Raw genomic sequence first — 17,671 nt, 5'->3', positions numbered from 1 at the left:
GCCGTTTTCGCCGGCTACGCTACCACATCTGCCCGGCATGCAGGCAACTACTCTTTGAAATCCGCCGCATCCAGTGCATGTCGCGCCAGCAGCTTGTAAAATTCAGTGCGGTTACGACCGGCGAGGCGCGAAGCGTTGGTCACGTTGCCTTTGGTCATCTGCAACAGCTTACGCAGATAGTTGAGCTCGAACTGATTACGCGCATCGGCAAAGGTAGGCAGTGCGCTGTTTTCGCCTGCCAGCGCCTGCTCCACCAGCGCTTCACTGATGACTGGCGATGAGGTCAGCGCCACGCACTGCTCAATAACATTCACCAGCTGGCGCACGTTGCCCGGCCAGTTGGCACCCATTAATCGTTTCATCGCATCGGTGGAAAAGCTGCGCACAAACGGCTTATGCCGCTCAGCAGACTGACGCAGCAAATGGTTCGCCAGCAGGGGAATATCTTCCGCTCGCTCGTGCAACGCAGGCAGACGCAGACTGACCACGTTGAGGCGATAATAGAGATCTTCGCGAAACTCTTTTTTCTCCATCGCCTTGGGTAAATCGCGGTGCGTGGCGGAGAGAATCCTGACGTTAATATCCAGATCGCGATTACTGCCCAGCGGCCTCACTTTGCGTTCCTGCAGAACGCGCAGCAATTTTACCTGTAGCGCCTGGGGCATATCGCCAATTTCATCGAGAAACAGCGTGCCGCCTTCGGCCGCCTGAAACAGCCCTTCCCGCGCGCTGATAGCACCGGTAAACGCCCCTTTGGCATGGCCAAACAGCTCGGATTCCAGCAGCTGCTCTGGCAGTGCGCCGCAGTTAATGGCGATAAATGCGTTGCCCGCGCGCGGACTGGCGGCATGAATAGCCTGCGCGAGGATCTCTTTGCCGGTGCCGCTTTGGCCGTTGATCAGTACGCTAACATCGGACTGTGCCACCATTTGCGCCTGCTCCAACAGACGTAACATCTGCGGGCTACGCGTGACGATCGCCTCTCGCCAGCGGTCATCGCTGACCGGCACGCTCTGCGCCAGCGCCTGATCGATCGCCTTATACAGCGCATCGCGATCCACCGGCTTGGTCAGAAAGCTGAAAATGCCGCTTTGGGTGGCGGCGACCGCTTCCGGGATGGAGCCGTGAGCGGTCAGAATGATCACCGGCAGACCGGGAAAGCGCTTTTGAATTTCACTGAACAGCGTCAGGCCATCCATCTCGTCCATGCGCAGATCGCTGATCACCAGCTCGACCTTCTCTTTATCGAGCTGGCGCAGCGCTTCCGGGCCGCTGGCGGCGGTCGTGACCTGAAACCCTTCGCTGGTTAGTCGCATGCCCAGCAAGGTTAGCAGGCCAGGATCGTCATCCACCAACAGCAGCCGCGCGGTATGCTTTGCCATTATTTTTGCGCCTCTTGTTGGTCAGCGTGCGTGTCCGTCTCGTTCTCATCTACCGCCATCATCTCCGCCGATCGCACGCTGCTGTGATCGGAAATATCGGCTGATTTGCGCGTTGAGAGCTGCCGCTCAATATCGGTCAGCCGTTCAAGCTTGTGGCGCGTTTCCGTCAGTTGTTGATACAACGTGCGCTGCTGCTGACGCATCTGATCGAGCTGCGTATCGCTGGTTTGTTGCAGATGGTGATAGCGGGTACGCGATTCAGAGAGATCGAGCTGGGCCGCCTGCTGGGTACGCCATAGCTGCAGCAGTGGCCGGGCCGCGCCAGGGTAATCTGCGCTGAAGGCGTCAAGCTGTTCAACATAAGCGCGTCGTTCCGGCGGCGTAACGTTGCCGTTATCCAGTAATATGCCCTGCTTAAAGGCGTTGTCCCAGCTCTCAGCGGGCCAGCGACGCGCTTCCGCACGCGCGGCGGCGGGCGATAATCGCTCGGCGCAGTCAATAGCACGCAGCCAGTACAGCGGATTTTCCATCGCTGAACGGCCCACGATCGCCCAAATGGCGTCGCAATTCACCGCCAGATAATCAGCCACTTTGCTGCTGGGCTCGGGCAGCGGCTTTACCGGCAGCATGGATGGCGCGGTGCGCTGACAGCCGGTCAGCGCTAACAGACTTAGCAGCATCAACACGGACTTTTTCATACTTTTGCATTCCCGGGAATGGCCAGCAGTTCAAGTCGAAAACAGACCTCATCCGCGTGTGATTTCACCAGATAAATCTCTCCCTGCATGCTTCTGATGCACTCTTTTGCGATGCTCAGGCCTAAACCACTGCCTTTCACCGCGCCTTTGCGCTGCAGGCTTCCCTGAAAAAATGGCTCAAATATCATCGCCTGTTCCTGCTCCGGAATGGGGGGACCGCTGTTAGCCACCTCAACGATAAGATGGCTATCTTTGCGGTAACTGCGTAGCGAGATGTTACCGGATTCGCTGCCGTAGTGCACCGCGTTGGAATAGAGATTATCCAGCACGCGCATCAGCAATGTCGGTTCTGCAAGGCAGAGGTTTTCCTGCAGATCGAGGGTTGTCTGCAGGTGCTTGGCGCGCGCCGGTAACGTATGCGCACTGACCACGCTGTCGATGATTTTATCCAGCGCGACCGGCTCCAGCGGCGGCGGCCCGTCAGCCAGCTTACGGTTATATTCCAATAGCTGTTCAATCAGGGTTTGTAGATGTTTGCTGCTGTCATCAAGGATGGTTACCACCTCTTTCTGATCGGCAGTTAACGGCCCGACAACCTCATCCGCCAGCAGTTCTGTGCCCTCACGCATACTCGCCAGCGGCGTTTTCAATTCGTGGGAAAGGTGCCGTAAAAACGCGTGTCGCTGTGATTCCAGCCAGGCGAGCCGCTCACTGAGCCAGATGATGCGTTGCACCAGCGAGCGAATTTCGCGAGGCCCCTTGAAAGAGACGCTGCGCCCAAGCGCGCGACCTTCGCCAAGACGATTGATCATCCGCTCGACCGCCTTGACCGGGCCGATAATCATGCGGGTAAACAGCAGCACCATCAGCAGGCTAATCAGAAAAAGAATCAGGGTTTGCCAGCCGAAAATCTGGCCGCGTTCGGCAATGTCGTGCTGCAACTGCAATCCGCGGCTAAATACCGCCTCACGCGTCGCCTGCACCATACGGGCGTTGGTGTCTGAAAAGCCTTCCAGCGCATTCGCGGCTATCGGCACCGGATTGCCATTATCACACTGCACGGTTTTTAGCGCCGCCAGCGAAGCCCGCAGCGTCGGCCACATGCGCAGTTGCGGCAGCATCCCGGCATGCATTTCCAGCATCTGTTCATAGCGAATACGCTGCGTCTGATAGAGCCGCGCCAGCACGGCATCATCCAGCACGCAATACTGACGGTAGCTGCGTTCCAGCTCAAGCGCGGTGCGCGCCATCGCTTCGCTGCGACGCACATCAGTGAGCGTGTTGCGATTGGTATCGGCCGCCTGCTCGCTGAGCGTGGACAGGCTTTCCCAGGCTTGCCATGCCAGCACCAGCAGCGGCAACAGCACCAGTAAAAACGCCATTAGCACCAGCTGGCGCAACGATCGGGGAAACAGACGCCATTTTTTCACGCGGAAATTCCTGAGCTCATCACTGAGGTGATGCTAACCGAGTCATGAACAGGTTGAAAGCGGTGTCGGCGGGATCGAAAACGGCAGACCGAAGTCTGCCGTTCCAGGCCATAGAAGGCCGAATAAGGTGGTGCCTAACTCAACGTTACGCCCGGAATGTGATAATGCTGCAAACGCGCAGACAATAATCGGTTCAGTGGACGACAGGCACCGTTTTTGTGCGTCATTCGAATTTTATGAGCATCTTGACCGCTTGCGCAGGGCATTCATAATCGGGTGAATGAGCAACTGCGATGATTATAGCAACTATCATGCCAACTTCAATTATTATTTATTAATCAGAAAGTTAACTGGCATTCTCTATCCGCAAGTCTGTTGTTAGCGTGCCCATATCACTCAAAATGTCACCCTGAAGCGACACCATTAACGCCAAAAATAAAAGGTTAATTAATTCAAAGAATTAGATGTCACCTTTTGGCGACACCACCACTGCGCTATTGTCGTTATTCGGATACAGGTTCAATTTCCAGCATGCAGGGAACAGTAACGACCTCGGATGTCGTGTCACCGTTCAGCCTGGCCAGCAGCAACGTTGCTGCCGTATGGCCCGCTTCGCTGAATCCGGGGTTAACCGGCAGGATATCGGGAAAAAGAAAGGTTAGCAGTGGCGTATGGCCGATGCTACACACCTGCACATCGGGCTGCGGATGCTGCTGCAAATATTTGATCACGCCAGGCGCAATGGTATCGGACGCACAGATCACCGCCTGCGTCTCTTCAAGAATGGCCTGCTGCGCCAGTGAATAGCCTTTGTGATAGCTGAGATCGCCGAGTGCCGCAACAGGCGCAATGGCATGACGCTGACACACATCGAGATAAGCCTGATAACGCAACCGGCCGGTGGTTTCATCACTGAGTTCAACGCCGATAAAGCTGATACGCTGGCAATTGTGCGCCAGCAGATAATCCATCAGCATGTTCACGGCACCGGCATCGTCGTAGCGCACTGTGGTAATGCCAGGATAAGGATGAACCATCAGCACCATCTTCTGCTGCCACGCCGCCAGAAGCTGCGGATCAAGCCTGACAAAGCTAAACAGAATCACCCCTTCACATAGCGCTGCTGCAAAATGTTTAAATGGTCGGCCACCAGCGATGGTTGCAGCAGGCTCTCCATGATCAACACATCAAATCCCTGCGCGTAGAGCAGCGGCAGGATGGCGCGCACCGCCTGATTTTCAGAAGGCGAATCGAGCCGCGACAGCACAATGCCGATAATTTTATCGCTCTGCGCCCGCATCGCCTGCGCTGATTTTAACGGCATGAAGCCATACTGATTAATCACCGCGGCCACTCGCTCACGCGTACGCTGGCTGACGTTATCCTCATTATTCAACACTCGCTAAACGGTAGACTTGCCAACGCCGCTTAATCGCGCGATGTCTTTAATGGTCAGACGTTGATTAGCCATTACCGTAACGATTTCCTGTTAAAAAATAGAGAGTAAGGCAGTCTATCACCGAACCTTACCAACGTGACTGGCGGCACAAAATAAGCGCAGCGGCAGCGCAAAAGTGTGAGCCATGCCAAAAACGGGAACGTTCCCACTATGATGTCGTCACCTTGAGTTATATTTTCTGCCCGCAATTTAATTCCCTTATACTTTGGCAGGTTATTATGACAAAAAGTAACGTACAGGATGTCGATCGGCTGATTGCGCTGGTGGGTGGCCGGGAGAACATCGCCACGGTTAGCCACTGTATTACCCGCCTGCGTTTCGTGCTGCATGCGCCAGAACTGGCCGATCCGCGCGCGATCGATGAATTGCCCATGGTAAAGGGCAGCTTTACTACTGCCGGGCAGTTTCAGGTGGTGATTGGCACCGACGTTGACAGCTGGTTTGCCCTGCTCACGCAGCAACTGCCAGCGGGCGATAACAACCGCGATGAGGTTCGCCGCGCCGCGCGGGAAAATATGCGCTGGCATGAGGCGATCATTTCGCATTTTGCCGAGATCTTCTTCCCGCTGTTGCCTGCCCTGATCAGCGGCGGCCTGATTCTCGGCTTCCGTAATCTGATCGGCGATGTGCCGCTGTTTGGCGACGCGCCGCTGATTGAAGGTCATCCGTTCTGGAAAAACGCCTATGACTTTTTATGGCTGATTGGTGAAGCGATCTTCTTTTATCTGCCGGTGGGCATCTGCTGGTCAACGATGAAAAAAATGGGCGGCACGCCGGTGCTGGGTATTGTGCTCGGCATTACGCTGGTGTCGCCACAGTTGATGAACGCCTATTTGCTGGGCCAGCAACTGCCAGAAGCCTGGAACTTTGGCCTGTTTAGCGTGGAAAAAGTGGGTTATCAGGCGCAGGTGATTCCGTCACTGCTGGCCGCCATGACGCTGGCGTGGATCGAGCTTCGCCTGAAGCGGCTGATTCCTGACTATCTGTATCTTGTGCTGGTGCCGGTTACCTCACTCATCCTTGCGGTATTCCTTGCACACAGTTTGATTGGCCCTTTTGGCCGCATGCTGGGCGATGGCGTGGCGTGGGTGGTTAAGATGCTGATGACCGGCAGCTTTGCCCCGCTCGGCGCGGCGCTGTTTGGCTTTTTCTATGCGCCGTTGGTGATTACCGGCGTGCATCAAACCACGCTGGCGATCGACCTGCAGCTCATTCAAAATCTTGGCGGCACACCGGTGTGGCCGATTATCGCCCTCTCCAATATTGCGCAGGGTTCTGCGGTGCTGGGCATCATTCTTATTGGCCGTAAAAACAAAGAGCGTGATGTTGCAATCCCAGCCGCCCTTTCCGCTTTTCTGGGCGTCACCGAACCGGCAATGTACGGCATCAACATGAAATACCGTTATCCCATGCTGTGCGCCATGGTAGGTGCTGCCTGCGGCGGGCTGATTTGTGGCAGCTTCGGCGTGCTGGCCAACAGCATTGGCGTCGGCGGACTGCCGGGCATCCTCTCCATTCAACCCGCATTCTGGCAGATTTTCAGCCTGGCCATGCTGGTCTCGATTGTGGTTCCTCTGCTGTTAACCTCCATGATCTACCGACGCCAGGCGCGTCTGCAGACTGACAACGCAATTTAACAAGGATGTTTTATGCTTGAGCACATTCACTGGTGGCAAAACGGCGTCATCTATCAAATCTATCCACGCAGCTTTCAGGACAGCACCGGCAGTGGCACCGGCGATATTCAGGGGATTATTCAGCGGCTTGATTACCTGCAATGGCTGGGCGTAAGCGCCCTGTGGCTGACGCCCATTTATCGCTCGCCGCAGGTAGATAATGGCTATGACGTCGCGGATTACCGCGCTATCGATCCAAACTTTGGCACCATGGCCGATTTTGAGCAGCTGGCGGCGGAGGCGCACGTACGGGATATGCGTATCGTTATGGACATGGTGTTTAATCACACCTCAACCGCGCACCCCTGGTTTCAGGCGGCACAGGATCGCAGCAGCCCATGGCGCGACTTTTATATCTGGCGAGACGGCGTGGCGGGCAATCCCCCCAATAACTGGCACTCTAAATTTGGTGGTTCCGCCTGGCAATGGCATGAGGCCAGCGCGCAATATTATCTGCACTCATTTGCGGCTGAGCAGGCGGATCTCAACTGGGAAAACCCGCTGGTTCGCGAGGAGCTCAAGGAAATTTGTCATTTCTGGGCGGATAAAGGCGTTGATGGCCTGCGGCTTGACGTGATCAATCTGGTTTCCAAACACCCCGACTTTCCTGACGATCACGAAGGTGATGGCCGCCGCTATTACACCGATGGGCCGGCCATTCATCAGTTTTTGCAGGAGATGAGCCGTGATGTTTTCCAGCCGCGCGGGCTGATGACCGTGGGTGAAATGTCCTCCACTTCGCTTGCTCATTGCCAGCGTTATGCCCAACTCGATGGTCAGGAGCTGTCGATGACCTTTAACTTTCATCACCTGAAAATCGATTATCCGGCAGGCAACAAATGGGCACGCGGTACGCCTGATATCGTTGGACTGAAGCGGCTATTCAGTGAATGGCAGCAGGGCATGCACAATCAGGCATGGAACGCGCTGTTCTGGTGTAACCACGATCAGCCGCGCATCGTCTCCCGGCTTGGCGATGAACAGACCGCCTCAGCAAAAATGCTGGCGATGGTGCTGCACGGCATGCAGGGCACGCCTTACCTCTATCAGGGTGAGGAGATCGGCATGACCAATCCACACTTCACTGCGATTGAAGATTATCGCGATGTGGAGAGTCTGAACGCCTGGCGCGAGCTGCGTGAACGTGGCGTCAGCGAAGCGGACGCGCTGGCTATCCTGGCGCAGAAATCGCGCGATAATGGCCGTACGCCGATGCAATGGCACAGCGGACCACAGGCCGGTTTTACCCGCGGTGAGAGCTGGATAGGCGTTGCCGATAATTTTTCACGTATCAACGTCGCACAGGCCATTGCCGATAATGATGCCGTGCTGCACCGCTATCGCGAACTGATCAAGCTGCGCAAAACGCTGCCGGTGCTGACCTTTGGTGATTATACCGACCTGGCACCGGAAGACGCTGCGCTCTGGTGTTATGAACGCCGCTGGCATCAGCAACGGCTGCGAGTCATCGCCAATCTGTCTGCCGAGCCCGTGTCGGTGGCCGCCGCGCTGGTGCCCGATCTGGCCGACTGGCAGCCGATGTTCGACAGCGATCAGAGCCGCGATTTCTGCAACTGCGGCGAGCTGATGCCGTGGCAGGCTTGCTGGTTCCTGAAAAATTAGGCAAAAAAAAGCCCCGCAGGTTATCTGCGGGGCGATCGGCAGTTGCTCGTTAGCCGAGTTGCTTGCGGGCATTACGGAACATACGCATCCATGGGCTATCTTCGCCCCACTCCTTCGGATGCCATGAGTTGCTCACCGTGCGGAATACGCGCTCCGGATGCGGCATCATAATGGTGACGCGACCGCTTTCATTGGTCACCGCCGTAATGCCGTTCGGTGAGCCGTTCGGATTCGCCGGATAGTGTTGCGTCACCTTGCCGTGATTATCGACAAAACGCAGCGCCACCAGGCCAGCAGATTCCAGCGTGGCCAGATGCTGGCTGTCGCGAACCTCAACAAAGCCTTCGCCATGCGATACCGCAATCGGCATTCGCGATCCGACCATGCCATCCAGCAGCAACGACGGGCTGGCCGCCACTTCAACCAGGCTGAAGCGCGCTTCAAAACGTTCTGACTGGTTGCGTACAAAACGCGGCCAGCTATCACTGCCGGGAATCAGCTCGCGCAGATTTGACATCATCTGGCAGCCGTTGCACACGCCCAGCGCCAGCGTTTGCGGGCGGTGGAAGAAGGTTTCAAACTCATCGCGCACACGATTGTTGAACAGGATCGATTTGGCCCAGCCCTCGCCTGCGCCCAGCACGTCGCCATAAGAGAATCCGCCACAGGCGACCAACGCCTGCACATCATCCAGACCGCGACGGCCCGCCAGCAGATCGCTCATGTGCACGTCAACGGCTTCAAAGCCCGCGCGGTGAAACGCTGCGGCCATTTCGACATGAGAGTTAACGCCCTGCTCGCGCAGCACTGCCACTTTTGGCCGTGCACCCTTAGCGATATAGGGCGCGGCAACATCCTCTTGTGGACGGAAGGTCAGCGCAACGTTAAGCCCTGGATCCTGATCGCCCTGCTTCGCCTCATGCTCCTGATCGGCGCAAAGCGGATTGTCACGTAAGCGCTGCATCTGCCAGGTGGTTTCTGCCCACCAGACGCGCAGGGTAGTACGGCTTTCGCTGTACACCGGCTTATCACCAGCGGCGATCACAAAGCGATCGCCCTGCGTCGCCTGACCGATAACGTGCACACAATCCGCCAGACCGTGCTGCATGAAGCACGCTTGCACTGCCGCGAGATCGGCGTGAGCGATCTGAATCACCGCGCCCAGTTCTTCGTTGAACAGCGCGGCCAGCGCATCATTGCCCAGCGCGGCAATATCGACCTCAACGCCGCAATGGCCGGCAAAGGCCATCTCAGCCAGCGTGACCAGCAGGCCACCATCAGAACGATCGTGATAGGCCAGCAGTTTGTCGTCGGCCACCAGCGACTGGATGGCATTAAAGAAGCCCGCCAGCTGCGTGGCATCGCGCACGTCAGCCGGTTTATCGCCCAGCTGACGATAGACCTGAGCCAGCGCAGTGGCGCCAAGCGCGTTGTGGCCTTTACCCAGATCGATTAACAGCAGTGCGTTGTCATGCTGCGGATGCAGCTGAGGCGTGACGGTGCGGCGCACATCTTCCACTCGTGCAAAGGCAGTGATCACCAGCGACAGCGGCGAGGTCATTTCGCGCTGTTCGGTGCCCTGCTGCCAGCGGGTTTTCATCGACATCGAATCTTTACCCACCGGAATAGTGATGCCCAGCGCCGGACAAAGCTCTTCGCCCACCGCTTTCACCGCAGCATAGAGCCCGGCATCCTCGCCCGGATGACCAGCCGCGGCCATCCAGTTAGCTGAGAGCTTCACGCGTTTCAGCGAGCCGATCTGCGTGGCGGCGATGTTGGTCAGGGCTTCGCCTACGGCCAGACGGCCTGAGGCGGCAAAATCGAGCAATGCCACCGGGGCGCGCTCGCCCAGCGAGAAGGCTTCACCGTGATAGCTGTCGAGGCTGGCGGTGGTCACCGCGCAGTTCGCTACCGGAATCTGCCACGGGCCGACCATCTGATCGCGCGCCACCATGCCGGTCACGCTGCGGTCGCCAATGGTGATCAAAAAGGTTTTTTCCGCCACGGTCGGCAGATGCAGCACGCGCTTAACCGCCTCTTCCAGCGTGATGGCGTCGCGTTGCAGCGCTTCACCCGCAGCCTGCAGACTCTCGACGTCGCGCGTCATTTTTGGCGTTTTGCCCAGCAGCACATCCAGCGGCATGTCGATTGGCGTGTTGCCGAAATGAGCATCCTCCAGCGTGAGGTGCAGCGCTTCAGTGGCTTCACCAATCACCGCATAAGGCGCACGCTCGCGCTGGCAGAGCTGGTCAAAAAGCGCCAGTTTGTCCGGATCCACCGCCAGCACATAACGCTCCTGCGATTCATTACACCAGACTTCCAGCGGACTCATGCCCGGCTCGTCGTTGAGGATATCGCGCAGGTTAAAGCGGCCGCCACGCTCGCCATCGCTGACCAGTTCCGGCATGGCATTAGAGAGTCCGCCCGCGCCAACGTCGTGGATGAACAGAATTGGGTTGGCTTCGCCCAGCTGCCAGCAGCGATCGATCACTTCCTGACAGCGGCGTTCCATTTCCGGGTTATCACGCTGAACCGACGCAAAATCGAGATCGGCATCGGACTGACCGGACGCCATAGAAGAGGCAGCGCCGCCGCCCAGCCCGATGTTCATCGCCGGGCCACCAAGCACGATCAGTTTCGCGCCGATGGTGATTTCGCCTTTTTGCACATGATCGGCACGAATATTACCAATGCCGCCCGCCAGCATGATCGGCTTGTGATAGCCACGCAGCTCCGTGCCATTATGGCTGTTCACGCGCTCTTCATAGGTGCGGAAATAGCCGGTCAGCGCCGGACGACCAAATTCGTTGTTAAACGCGGCGCCGCCCAGCGGCCCGTCGGTCATGATATCCAGCGCGGTAACGATGCGATCCGGCTTGCCAAAATCTTCTTCCCACGGCTGTTCAAAACCGGGAATACGCAGGTTGGAAACGGAAAAACCCGCCAGCCCCGCTTTTGGTTTAGCACCGCGGCCGGTGGCGCCTTCATCGCGAATTTCACCGCCGGAACCGGTCGCTGCGCCTGGCCACGGAGAAATGGCCGTTGGGTGGTTGTGGGTTTCCACTTTCATCAGGATATGCGCCTCTTCCTGATGAAAGTCGTACACGCCTTTTTCCGCATCGGCATAAAAACGGCCTACCGCCGAGCCTTCCATTACCGCGGCGTTGTCTTTATAGGCCGACAGCACGTAATCCGGGGTTTTCTCGAAGGTGTTTTTGATCATTTTAAACAGCGATTTAGGCTGCTTTTCACCGTCAATGATCCAGTCGGCGTTAAAAATCTTGTGGCGGCAGTGCTCAGAGTTAGCCTGCGCAAACATGTAGAGTTCGATGTCGTTCGGGTTGCGCCCCAGCCGTTCAAACGCGGTTAGCAGATAGTCGATCTCATCATCAGCCAGCGCCAGGCCCAGCTTGCGGTTCGCCTCTTCCAGCGCAACGCGACCTGCGCCCAGCACATCAACGCTTTGCAGCGGCTGCGGCTCATGGTGTGCGAACAGCTGTTCAGCCTCGGCGAAATCGGTGAATACGGTTTCCATCATTCGATCGTGCAGCAGTGCAGCCAGCTGCTGCCACTGCGTCTCGGTCAGGCTGGTCGCCTGAAGATAAAAAGCCATACCGCGCTCAAGCCGTTTAACCTGGGGCAAATCGCAGTTGTGCGCAATATCAGTGGCTTTTGATGACCACGGAGAAATGGTTCCCGGACGCGGCGTAACCAGCAGCAAACGCCCCTGTGGCGCATGCTCAGCAAGAGAAGGACCATATTTTAGAAGACGTTGCAGACGGGCTTTTTCTTCCGCATTCAGCGCGGTGCTGACATCGGCGAAATGGACGTACTCGGCGTAAATATCACTCACTGGCAGGTGAGCATCCTGAAAGAGCGACAGCAGTTTGGTAATACGAAATGCCGACAGAGCGGGCGAACCACGCAGAATTTCCATCATAAAGATCTCTCGTCTCGAAGCGCCGGATGACGACGCTTCTGTGGGCGCAACAGGGGAAAACGGGCGGTATTATAGAGAATCGACCCGCGTTACGAAACCGTTTGCGCATTATTTCTCGCATGCGGGATTTGGCTGAATTTTGCGCAAAACATGCTTTATAAGTTGCTCTGGTCCGGTGAGTTGCGCAAAATGCTCCACGCTCTGGGAATCAGCACATTAAAAAAACTGCCTAAAAAGACAGAGGCCTTTGAGCCGCCGAGAGATAAACATTTGAAACGCCTAAAATTTAATTACCTGCTGATCGGTCTGATCACCGTGCTGCTTGCTGTAGCGCTGTGGCCTGCGATTCCCTGGTATGGGAGTGCGCAAGACAAGATTGCAGAGATAAAATCGCGGGGAGTGCTGCGTATCAGTACCATCAATTCCCCGTTGACTTACTACACCATTAATAATGCACCTGCGGGAATGGACTATGAACTGGCAAAACGTTTTGCGGATTATTTAGGCGTCAAGCTACAGGTAACGGTTCATCAGAACCTCAACGAGCTGTTTGACGACCTTGACGATGGCAAAGCCGATCTGCTGGCAGCAGGTCTGATTTACAACAGTGAACGACTGGCGCGCTTTCGCACCGGTCCCAGCTACTATTCGGTTTCGCAACAGCTGGTTTACCGAATCGGTAAGCCGCGCCCGAAAAACATCGGCGATCTACAAGGTCGGCTAACGGTGGCGTCTGGCTCTGCCTATTTGTCCACGCTGCGCAGCGTTAAAGAGCAGGAATATCCTGATCTCGACTGGGCGATCTCAACCGATCAAAGCCCCAAAATGCTGCTGGAAGCAGTTGCGGATGGCAAGCTTGATTACACCATTGGCGATTCGGTGACGGTGGGCATGCTGCAACGCATTCATCCGCAGCTGGCGGTCGCCTTCGATATTACTGATGAAGAGCCAGTCACCTGGTATATGCAGCGCGAGCAGGATGACAGCCTGAATGCCGCCATGCTCGACTTTTTCAGTCAGATGGGCGAAGAAGGCGCGATGGCGCGACTGGAAGAGAAATATCTCGGCCACGTCGGCACCTTCGATTACGTCGATACGCGCACTTTCCTGCGCGCCATCGATAACACGCTTCCTGATATCAAACCGCTGTTTGAAAAGTATGCCAGCGCCATCGACTGGCGACTGCTGGCGGCAATCTCTTATCAGGAATCGCACTGGAATCCGCAGGCGACGTCGCCAACCGGCGTGCGCGGTATGATGATGTTGACGCGCAATACCGCCGACAGCCTGCAGGTTGCCGATCGGCTGGACGCAGAACAGAGCATTCGCGGCGGCAGTGAGTATTTACGCCGGATGATGGAGAAAGTGCCAGAAACCGTGCCGGAAGATGAACGCATCTGGTTTGCCCTCGCCGCGTATAACATGGGCTATGCGCATATGCTGGATGTGCGCAAACTCACCGCGAAGCAAGGCGGCAATCCCGACAGCTGGGCCGACGTTAAGCTGCGCTTGCCTATGCTGAGCCAGAAACGCTATTACACGCAAACCACCTATGGCTACGCGCGCGGGCATGAAGCCTACGCCTATGTGGAGAATATCCGTAAGTATCAGATCAGTCTGGTGGGATATCTGCAGGATCAGGACAGGAAGCTGGCGCAGCGCGCTGCAACCGAAGCGGAGCTGGGCAAAGGTTATCCGGCCGTGCAGCCGGACATTGCGATGAATTAATTCGTTTTACTGGCGAGGCGTAGCGCGCGCTTCTGTTCACGGCGCATACGAAAGAAGTCACTTAGCATTGCGGCGCACTCGCTGGCCAGCACGCCGTGCTCGATAGTCACCTGATGGTTCATGCCAGGATGGCGCATTACATCAAGCAGCGATCCCGCCGCGCCGGTTTTCTCATCGCGGGCGCCAAACACCAGCCGCGTGATGCGGCTGTGGATCATCGCTCCGGCGCACATAACGCACGGCTCGAGCGTGACATACAGCGTGGTGTCCAGCAGCCGATAGTTCTCCAGCACCTTGCCGCCCTGGCGCAGCGCCATCATCTCGGCATGCGCGGTGGGATCGTGCTGGCCAATAGGCCGGTTCCAGCCTTCACCAATCACGCGTTCGCCCTGCACCAGCACCGCACCAACTGGCACTTCGCCCTGCTCCCAGGCGCGCTGGGCCAGACCGAGCGCATGGCGCATCCAGTGTTCGTCATTCAACTCGCTCACCCTGCTCTCTGGCACCATAAAGCGCGGCATTATAACGGCATTACCAGCAAATTCCAGCCGCCTTACTCCAGCTGCTGCAGCTCACCCTGCGGCGTGACCCGCCAGCGGTGCTGGCAGAAAAACAGCAGCGGATTATCCTGTTTACTGTCGCTGTAACCGCTGTACAGCTGGAGCGGCGTGCCGATTTGCTCCTCCAGCTGAGCCACTTTTTCATGGCCCAGACAGCGCATGGCGAGCACGCGTCCACCTGCCCCACGACGCATCTGGCTGGCGATAAGTTTGACCCGTGGCAAAAAGGCGGAATCGAAATAGACTTTCTCCACCAGCGGCTGCGGGGAGCCGGTGATCAGCCAGACATCCGCGTCTTCGCTGCTGAGGTAATCGGTCAGACGCTGCTGTACCACCGGAAATGCGGTAACACGCTGGCGAAACCAGACGGCGAACGCCTCCTCGCGCACCAGCAGCTGCCGCTCACTATGGCCAAAGGTAATCGCCCATAACAGCAGGCTCATCGGCCAGCGTGCCGCGCGGCCTTTAATCAACAGGCCCAATCCGATTACCGGCAGCAGCGGCACCACCAGCAACAGATTCAGCGGCTGACGCCAGAGAAGGTAGCGCATAAAGGTGCCGAACATATCCTGCTGATGCAGCGTGCCGTCCAAATCGAAAAATACTACCCGTCGTTGCGTACCTTTTGTCAAACCGCTCTCCTTTGGGTTTACCTGTTTATTGCAGCTACAAGTGTAGCCCTCAACCGCCGTCGGGGAATAATTGATGATTCACCCCGCCGACCGCTTTTAATTCTCGTGATGAAGGCCGTTAACGAATAGATTATTCGTTCAGTGCCTTTGTGGCGTCGCATTATCAGAAACAGCCGGTCTACACTTACCGATAGTCCGCTGTTTGTCTTCGATAAAGGAAAGAGTATGAGTTGTTTGCTGCGAATCCGTCAGCTTTATCCGCGTCTGGCGATCAATGAGCGGCGTCTGGCTGATTTTCTGCTGTCGCAGCCGGAACAGGCGCGCCATCTCAGCTCGCAGCAGGTCGCGGAAGAAGCGGGCGTCAGTCAGTCGAGCGTAGTGAAATTTGCGCAAAAGCTGGGCTATCGTGGCTTTACCGCGCTGAAGGTCGCACTGAGTGAGTCGCTGGCTGATAAAGCCGCCATCACCGTCTATAACCAGATCCTGAGCGATGATTCGCTAAAGGTGGTAGGTGAAAAGCTGTTAACTGAAAAAACGGCGGCTATTCGCGCCACGCTTGATATCAACAGCGAAGAGAGGTTGCAGGAGATGTTGCAACTGCTGAAGCAGGCGCATCGCATTGTGCTGGTGGGCATTGGCGCATCCGGCCTGGTGGCCAAAGATTTTTCATGGAAGCTGATGAAAATTGGTCTGAATGCAGTGGCTGAACAGGATATGCATGCGCTGCTGGCTAGCGTGCAGGCATTGCAGCCGGACGATGTGCTGTTAGCGATCTCTTACAGCGGTGAGCGGCGCGAGATTAATCTGGCGGCTCAGGAAGCGCAGCGCGCCGGTGCGCACGTGCTGGCCTTTACCGGCTTTACGCCGAACACGTTGCAGCAGCTGGCATCGCACTGTCTTTATACGGTGGCGGAAGAGCAAAACTCACGTAGTGCCGCTATCTCATCAACCAGTGCGCAGCTGGCGTTGACCGATCTGCTGTTTATGGCGCTGATCCAGCACGATCCCGAACGCGCCTCCAGCCATATCAGGCAGAGCGAAGCGCTGGTAAAAAAGCTGGTTTGAACCGGATCAGCACGTATAATAACCGCGCTTTTTGTCCTGTTATTGATTGAGTGAAAAATGGCGCTGCTGATTACCGAAAAATGCATTAACTGTGACATGTGCGAACCTGAATGCCCTAATCAGGCGATCGCCATGGGTGCGGCGATCTACCAGATCGATCCGGCGCGCTGCACGGAATGCGTGGGCCATTACGATGAACCTACCTGCCAGAGCGTCTGCCCGATTAACCAGACGATTATCAGCGATCCGCTATGGCAGGAGAGCAACAACGCGCTGTGGGATAAATTTGTTCAGCTTCATCCCTGATTAGCTTTCGATAATCACCGTTGCGCAGGCGTAGTTGCGCTCATCGGCCAGCGTGACGTGCACATGCTGAACGCCGAGTTTCTCCGCCACCACCGCGGCCTGCAGAAAAAAGCGCAGGCCCGGCTTGCCCAGTTCATCGTTGTAAACTTCAAACTGATTAAAAGCCAGACCACCACGAATGCCGGTGCCAAATGCTTTGGCGGCAGCTTCTTTCACCGCAAAGCGCTTGGCCAAAAAGCGCACCGGCTGCTGATGCGCCTGATACTGCTGCCATTCGTGATCGCTGAGCACGCGCCGGGCTAGCCGATCGCCGGAACGTGAAATCACGCCTTCGATACGGGTGATTTCAACAATGTCAGTGCCCAATCCTAAAATGGCCATTACCGACGCGCTTCCCGCATCAGCTGTTTCATTTCGCGCACCGCTTCCGCCAGACCGCTAAACAGGGCACGACCAATAATGGCGTGACCAATGTTCAGCTCGTGCATTTCCGGCAACGCTGCAATCGGCTGTACATTATGATAGGTCAGGCCGTGGCCCGCATTGACCTTGATGCCTTTGGCTGCGGCATAGGTTGCGGCACTGGCAATGCGCGCCAGCTCTGCGTCACGGGCGCTGCCCTCAGCAGCCTCGGCATAGGCACCGGTATGAATTTCGATGTAAGGCGCGCCAGCAGCAGCGGCGGCATCAATTTGCTGATGATCGGCATCGATAAACAGGGATACCAGAATGCCAGCATCGGAAAGGCGCTTAACGGCATGGGTAATTTTTTCCTGCTGTCCGGCTACATCCAGCCCACCTTCGGTGGTAACTTCCTGACGTTTTTCCGGCACCAGGCAACAGAAATGCGGTTTAACATGGCAGGCGATGTTAACCATCTCATCGGTGACTGCCATTTCCAGATTCATACGCGTCTGGATGGTTTCCCGCAGGATACGCACGTCGCGATCGGTGATGTGGCGGCGATCTTCACGCAGATGCACGGTAATACCGTCTGCACCCGCCTGTTCAGAAACAAAGGCGGCCTGCACCGGATCGGGATAGTGGGTGCCGCGCGCGTTACGCACGGTAGCGATGTGATCGATATTGATACCTAATAACAGCTCAGACATGACCATCCTCATTCGTTTTCACGATCCAATACGGTGTAAACCAGGCGGTTTCACCGTGAC

Annotated in this window: 13 protein-coding genes and 1 pseudogene; 5 read left to right on the top strand and 9 right to left on the bottom strand. The window is 56.6% G+C overall.

Annotated elements, in window-relative coordinates; translation table 11 throughout:
• Positions 1-47 precede the first annotated feature (47 nt).
• From glrR to treR, 4 genes and pseudogenes are all read right to left on the bottom strand, one after another.
• Positions 48-1,382, bottom strand: coding sequence for a two-component system response regulator GlrR (gene glrR, locus ACJY2L_RS08075; RefSeq protein WP_439212604.1), 1,335 nt, complete (start codon positions 1,380-1,382; stop codon positions 48-50).
• Positions 1,382-2,080: a two-component system QseEF-associated lipoprotein QseG gene (qseG, locus tag ACJY2L_RS08070; protein WP_439212605.1), complete on the bottom strand. Its 699-nt coding sequence runs from the start codon at positions 2,078-2,080 to the stop codon at positions 1,382-1,384. Before qseG ends, glrR begins: the two co-directional genes overlap by 1 nt.
• A complete protein-coding gene (locus tag ACJY2L_RS08065) occupies positions 2,077-3,510 on the bottom strand; it encodes a HAMP domain-containing sensor histidine kinase (RefSeq protein ID WP_439212606.1) in 1,434 nt (477 codons plus the stop codon). The genes qseG and ACJY2L_RS08065 overlap by 4 nt, the downstream gene beginning before the upstream one ends.
• Positions 3,511-4,013: 503 nt before the next feature.
• A pseudogene (gene treR / locus ACJY2L_RS08060) lies at positions 4,014-4,981 on the bottom strand (trehalose operon repressor TreR).
• 206 nt (positions 4,982-5,187) lie between these two features.
• On the opposite strand from treR, the gene treB reads away from it, so the two are divergent.
• Together treB and ACJY2L_RS08050 are read left to right on the top strand one after the other, a co-directional pair.
• Positions 5,188-6,606, top strand: coding sequence for a PTS trehalose transporter subunit IIBC (gene treB, locus ACJY2L_RS08055; RefSeq protein ID WP_439212607.1), 1,419 nt, complete (start codon positions 5,188-5,190; stop codon positions 6,604-6,606).
• 12 nt (positions 6,607-6,618) lie between these two features.
• Positions 6,619-8,268 (top strand): alpha,alpha-phosphotrehalase, encoded by a 1,650-nt coding sequence (locus ACJY2L_RS08050; RefSeq protein ID WP_439212608.1) that lies wholly within the window; start codon positions 6,619-6,621, stop codon positions 8,266-8,268.
• Between the two features lie 49 nt (positions 8,269-8,317).
• Here the strand turns inward: ACJY2L_RS08050 and purL are convergent, their stop codons facing one another.
• Positions 8,318-12,208 (bottom strand): phosphoribosylformylglycinamidine synthase, encoded by a 3,891-nt coding sequence (purL, locus tag ACJY2L_RS08045; protein ID WP_439212609.1) that lies wholly within the window; start codon positions 12,206-12,208, stop codon positions 8,318-8,320.
• 270 nt (positions 12,209-12,478) lie between these two features.
• Between purL and mltF the strand changes: the two genes are divergently transcribed.
• Entirely contained in the window at positions 12,479-13,936 is a 1,458-nt protein-coding gene (mltF, locus tag ACJY2L_RS08040) for a membrane-bound lytic murein transglycosylase MltF (RefSeq protein WP_187485568.1), read from the top strand.
• Here mltF and tadA read toward each other — a convergent pair.
• Positions 13,933-14,427: a tRNA adenosine(34) deaminase TadA gene (gene tadA, locus ACJY2L_RS08035; RefSeq protein ID WP_067435484.1), complete on the bottom strand. Its 495-nt coding sequence runs from the start codon at positions 14,425-14,427 to the stop codon at positions 13,933-13,935. The two genes, mltF and tadA, sit on opposite strands and share 4 nt — an antisense overlap.
• A gap of 62 nt (positions 14,428-14,489) precedes the next feature.
• Positions 14,490-15,128: a phosphatidylglycerophosphatase C gene (yfhb, locus tag ACJY2L_RS08030; RefSeq protein WP_439212610.1), complete on the bottom strand. Its 639-nt coding sequence runs from the start codon at positions 15,126-15,128 to the stop codon at positions 14,490-14,492.
• 225 nt (positions 15,129-15,353) lie between these two features.
• Here yfhb and ACJY2L_RS08025 point away from each other — a divergent pair, with 225 nt between their 5' ends.
• Together ACJY2L_RS08025 and ACJY2L_RS08020 are read left to right on the top strand one after the other, a co-directional pair.
• The gene (locus ACJY2L_RS08025) at positions 15,354-16,193 is read left to right on the top strand and encodes a MurR/RpiR family transcriptional regulator (RefSeq protein WP_067432945.1); all 840 of its coding nucleotides are present in this window, start codon (positions 15,354-15,356) and stop codon (positions 16,191-16,193) included.
• A gap of 57 nt (positions 16,194-16,250) precedes the next feature.
• The gene (locus tag ACJY2L_RS08020) at positions 16,251-16,499 is read left to right on the top strand and encodes a YfhL family 4Fe-4S dicluster ferredoxin (RefSeq protein ID WP_439212611.1); all 249 of its coding nucleotides are present in this window, start codon (positions 16,251-16,253) and stop codon (positions 16,497-16,499) included.
• Here the strand turns inward: ACJY2L_RS08020 and acpS are convergent, their stop codons facing one another.
• Together acpS and pdxJ are read right to left on the bottom strand one after the other, a co-directional pair.
• Positions 16,500-16,880 (bottom strand): holo-ACP synthase, encoded by a 381-nt coding sequence (gene acpS, locus ACJY2L_RS08015; protein WP_067432950.1) that lies wholly within the window; start codon positions 16,878-16,880, stop codon positions 16,500-16,502. It abuts the gene before it with no gap.
• On the bottom strand, positions 16,880-17,611 hold the full coding sequence (gene pdxJ, locus ACJY2L_RS08010; RefSeq protein WP_067432953.1) for a pyridoxine 5'-phosphate synthase: 732 nt from the start codon (positions 17,609-17,611) through the stop codon (positions 16,880-16,882). Before pdxJ ends, acpS begins: the two co-directional genes overlap by 1 nt.
• Positions 17,612-17,671 lie beyond the last annotated feature (60 nt).

This window comes from Duffyella sp. Ts4 (assembly GCF_051851875.1).
GTDB classification, from domain to species: domain Bacteria; phylum Pseudomonadota; class Gammaproteobacteria; order Enterobacterales; family Enterobacteriaceae; genus Duffyella; species Duffyella gerundensis.
Note: the sequence above shows the minus strand (reverse complement) of the source record. Positions and strands in the feature narration are given on the sequence as shown.

What these genes read in the sequence shown, in the direction of transcription:
- ACJY2L_RS08050 (WP_439212608.1), top strand. Translation starts at nt 6,619, where the DNA reads ATGCTTGAGCACATTCACTGGTGGCAAAACGGCGTCATCTATCAAATC.
- ACJY2L_RS08020 (WP_439212611.1), top strand. Translation starts at nt 16,251, where the DNA reads ATGGCGCTGCTGATTACCGAAAAATGCATTAACTGTGACATGTGCGAA.
- qseG (WP_439212605.1), bottom strand. Translation starts at nt 2,080, where the DNA reads ATGAAAAAGTCCGTGTTGATGCTGCTAAGTCTGTTAGCGCTGACCGGC.
- acpS (WP_067432950.1), bottom strand. Translation starts at nt 16,880, where the DNA reads ATGGCCATTTTAGGATTGGGCACTGACATTGTTGAAATCACCCGTATC.
- pdxJ (WP_067432953.1), bottom strand. Translation starts at nt 17,611, where the DNA reads ATGTCTGAGCTGTTATTAGGTATCAATATCGATCACATCGCTACCGTG.
- ACJY2L_RS08025 (WP_067432945.1), top strand. Translation starts at nt 15,354, where the DNA reads ATGAGTTGTTTGCTGCGAATCCGTCAGCTTTATCCGCGTCTGGCGATC.
- treB (WP_439212607.1), top strand. Translation starts at nt 5,188, where the DNA reads ATGACAAAAAGTAACGTACAGGATGTCGATCGGCTGATTGCGCTGGTG.
- glrR (WP_439212604.1), bottom strand. Translation starts at nt 1,382, where the DNA reads ATGGCAAAGCATACCGCGCGGCTGCTGTTGGTGGATGACGATCCTGGC.
- purL (WP_439212609.1), bottom strand. Translation starts at nt 12,208, where the DNA reads ATGATGGAAATTCTGCGTGGTTCGCCCGCTCTGTCGGCATTTCGTATT.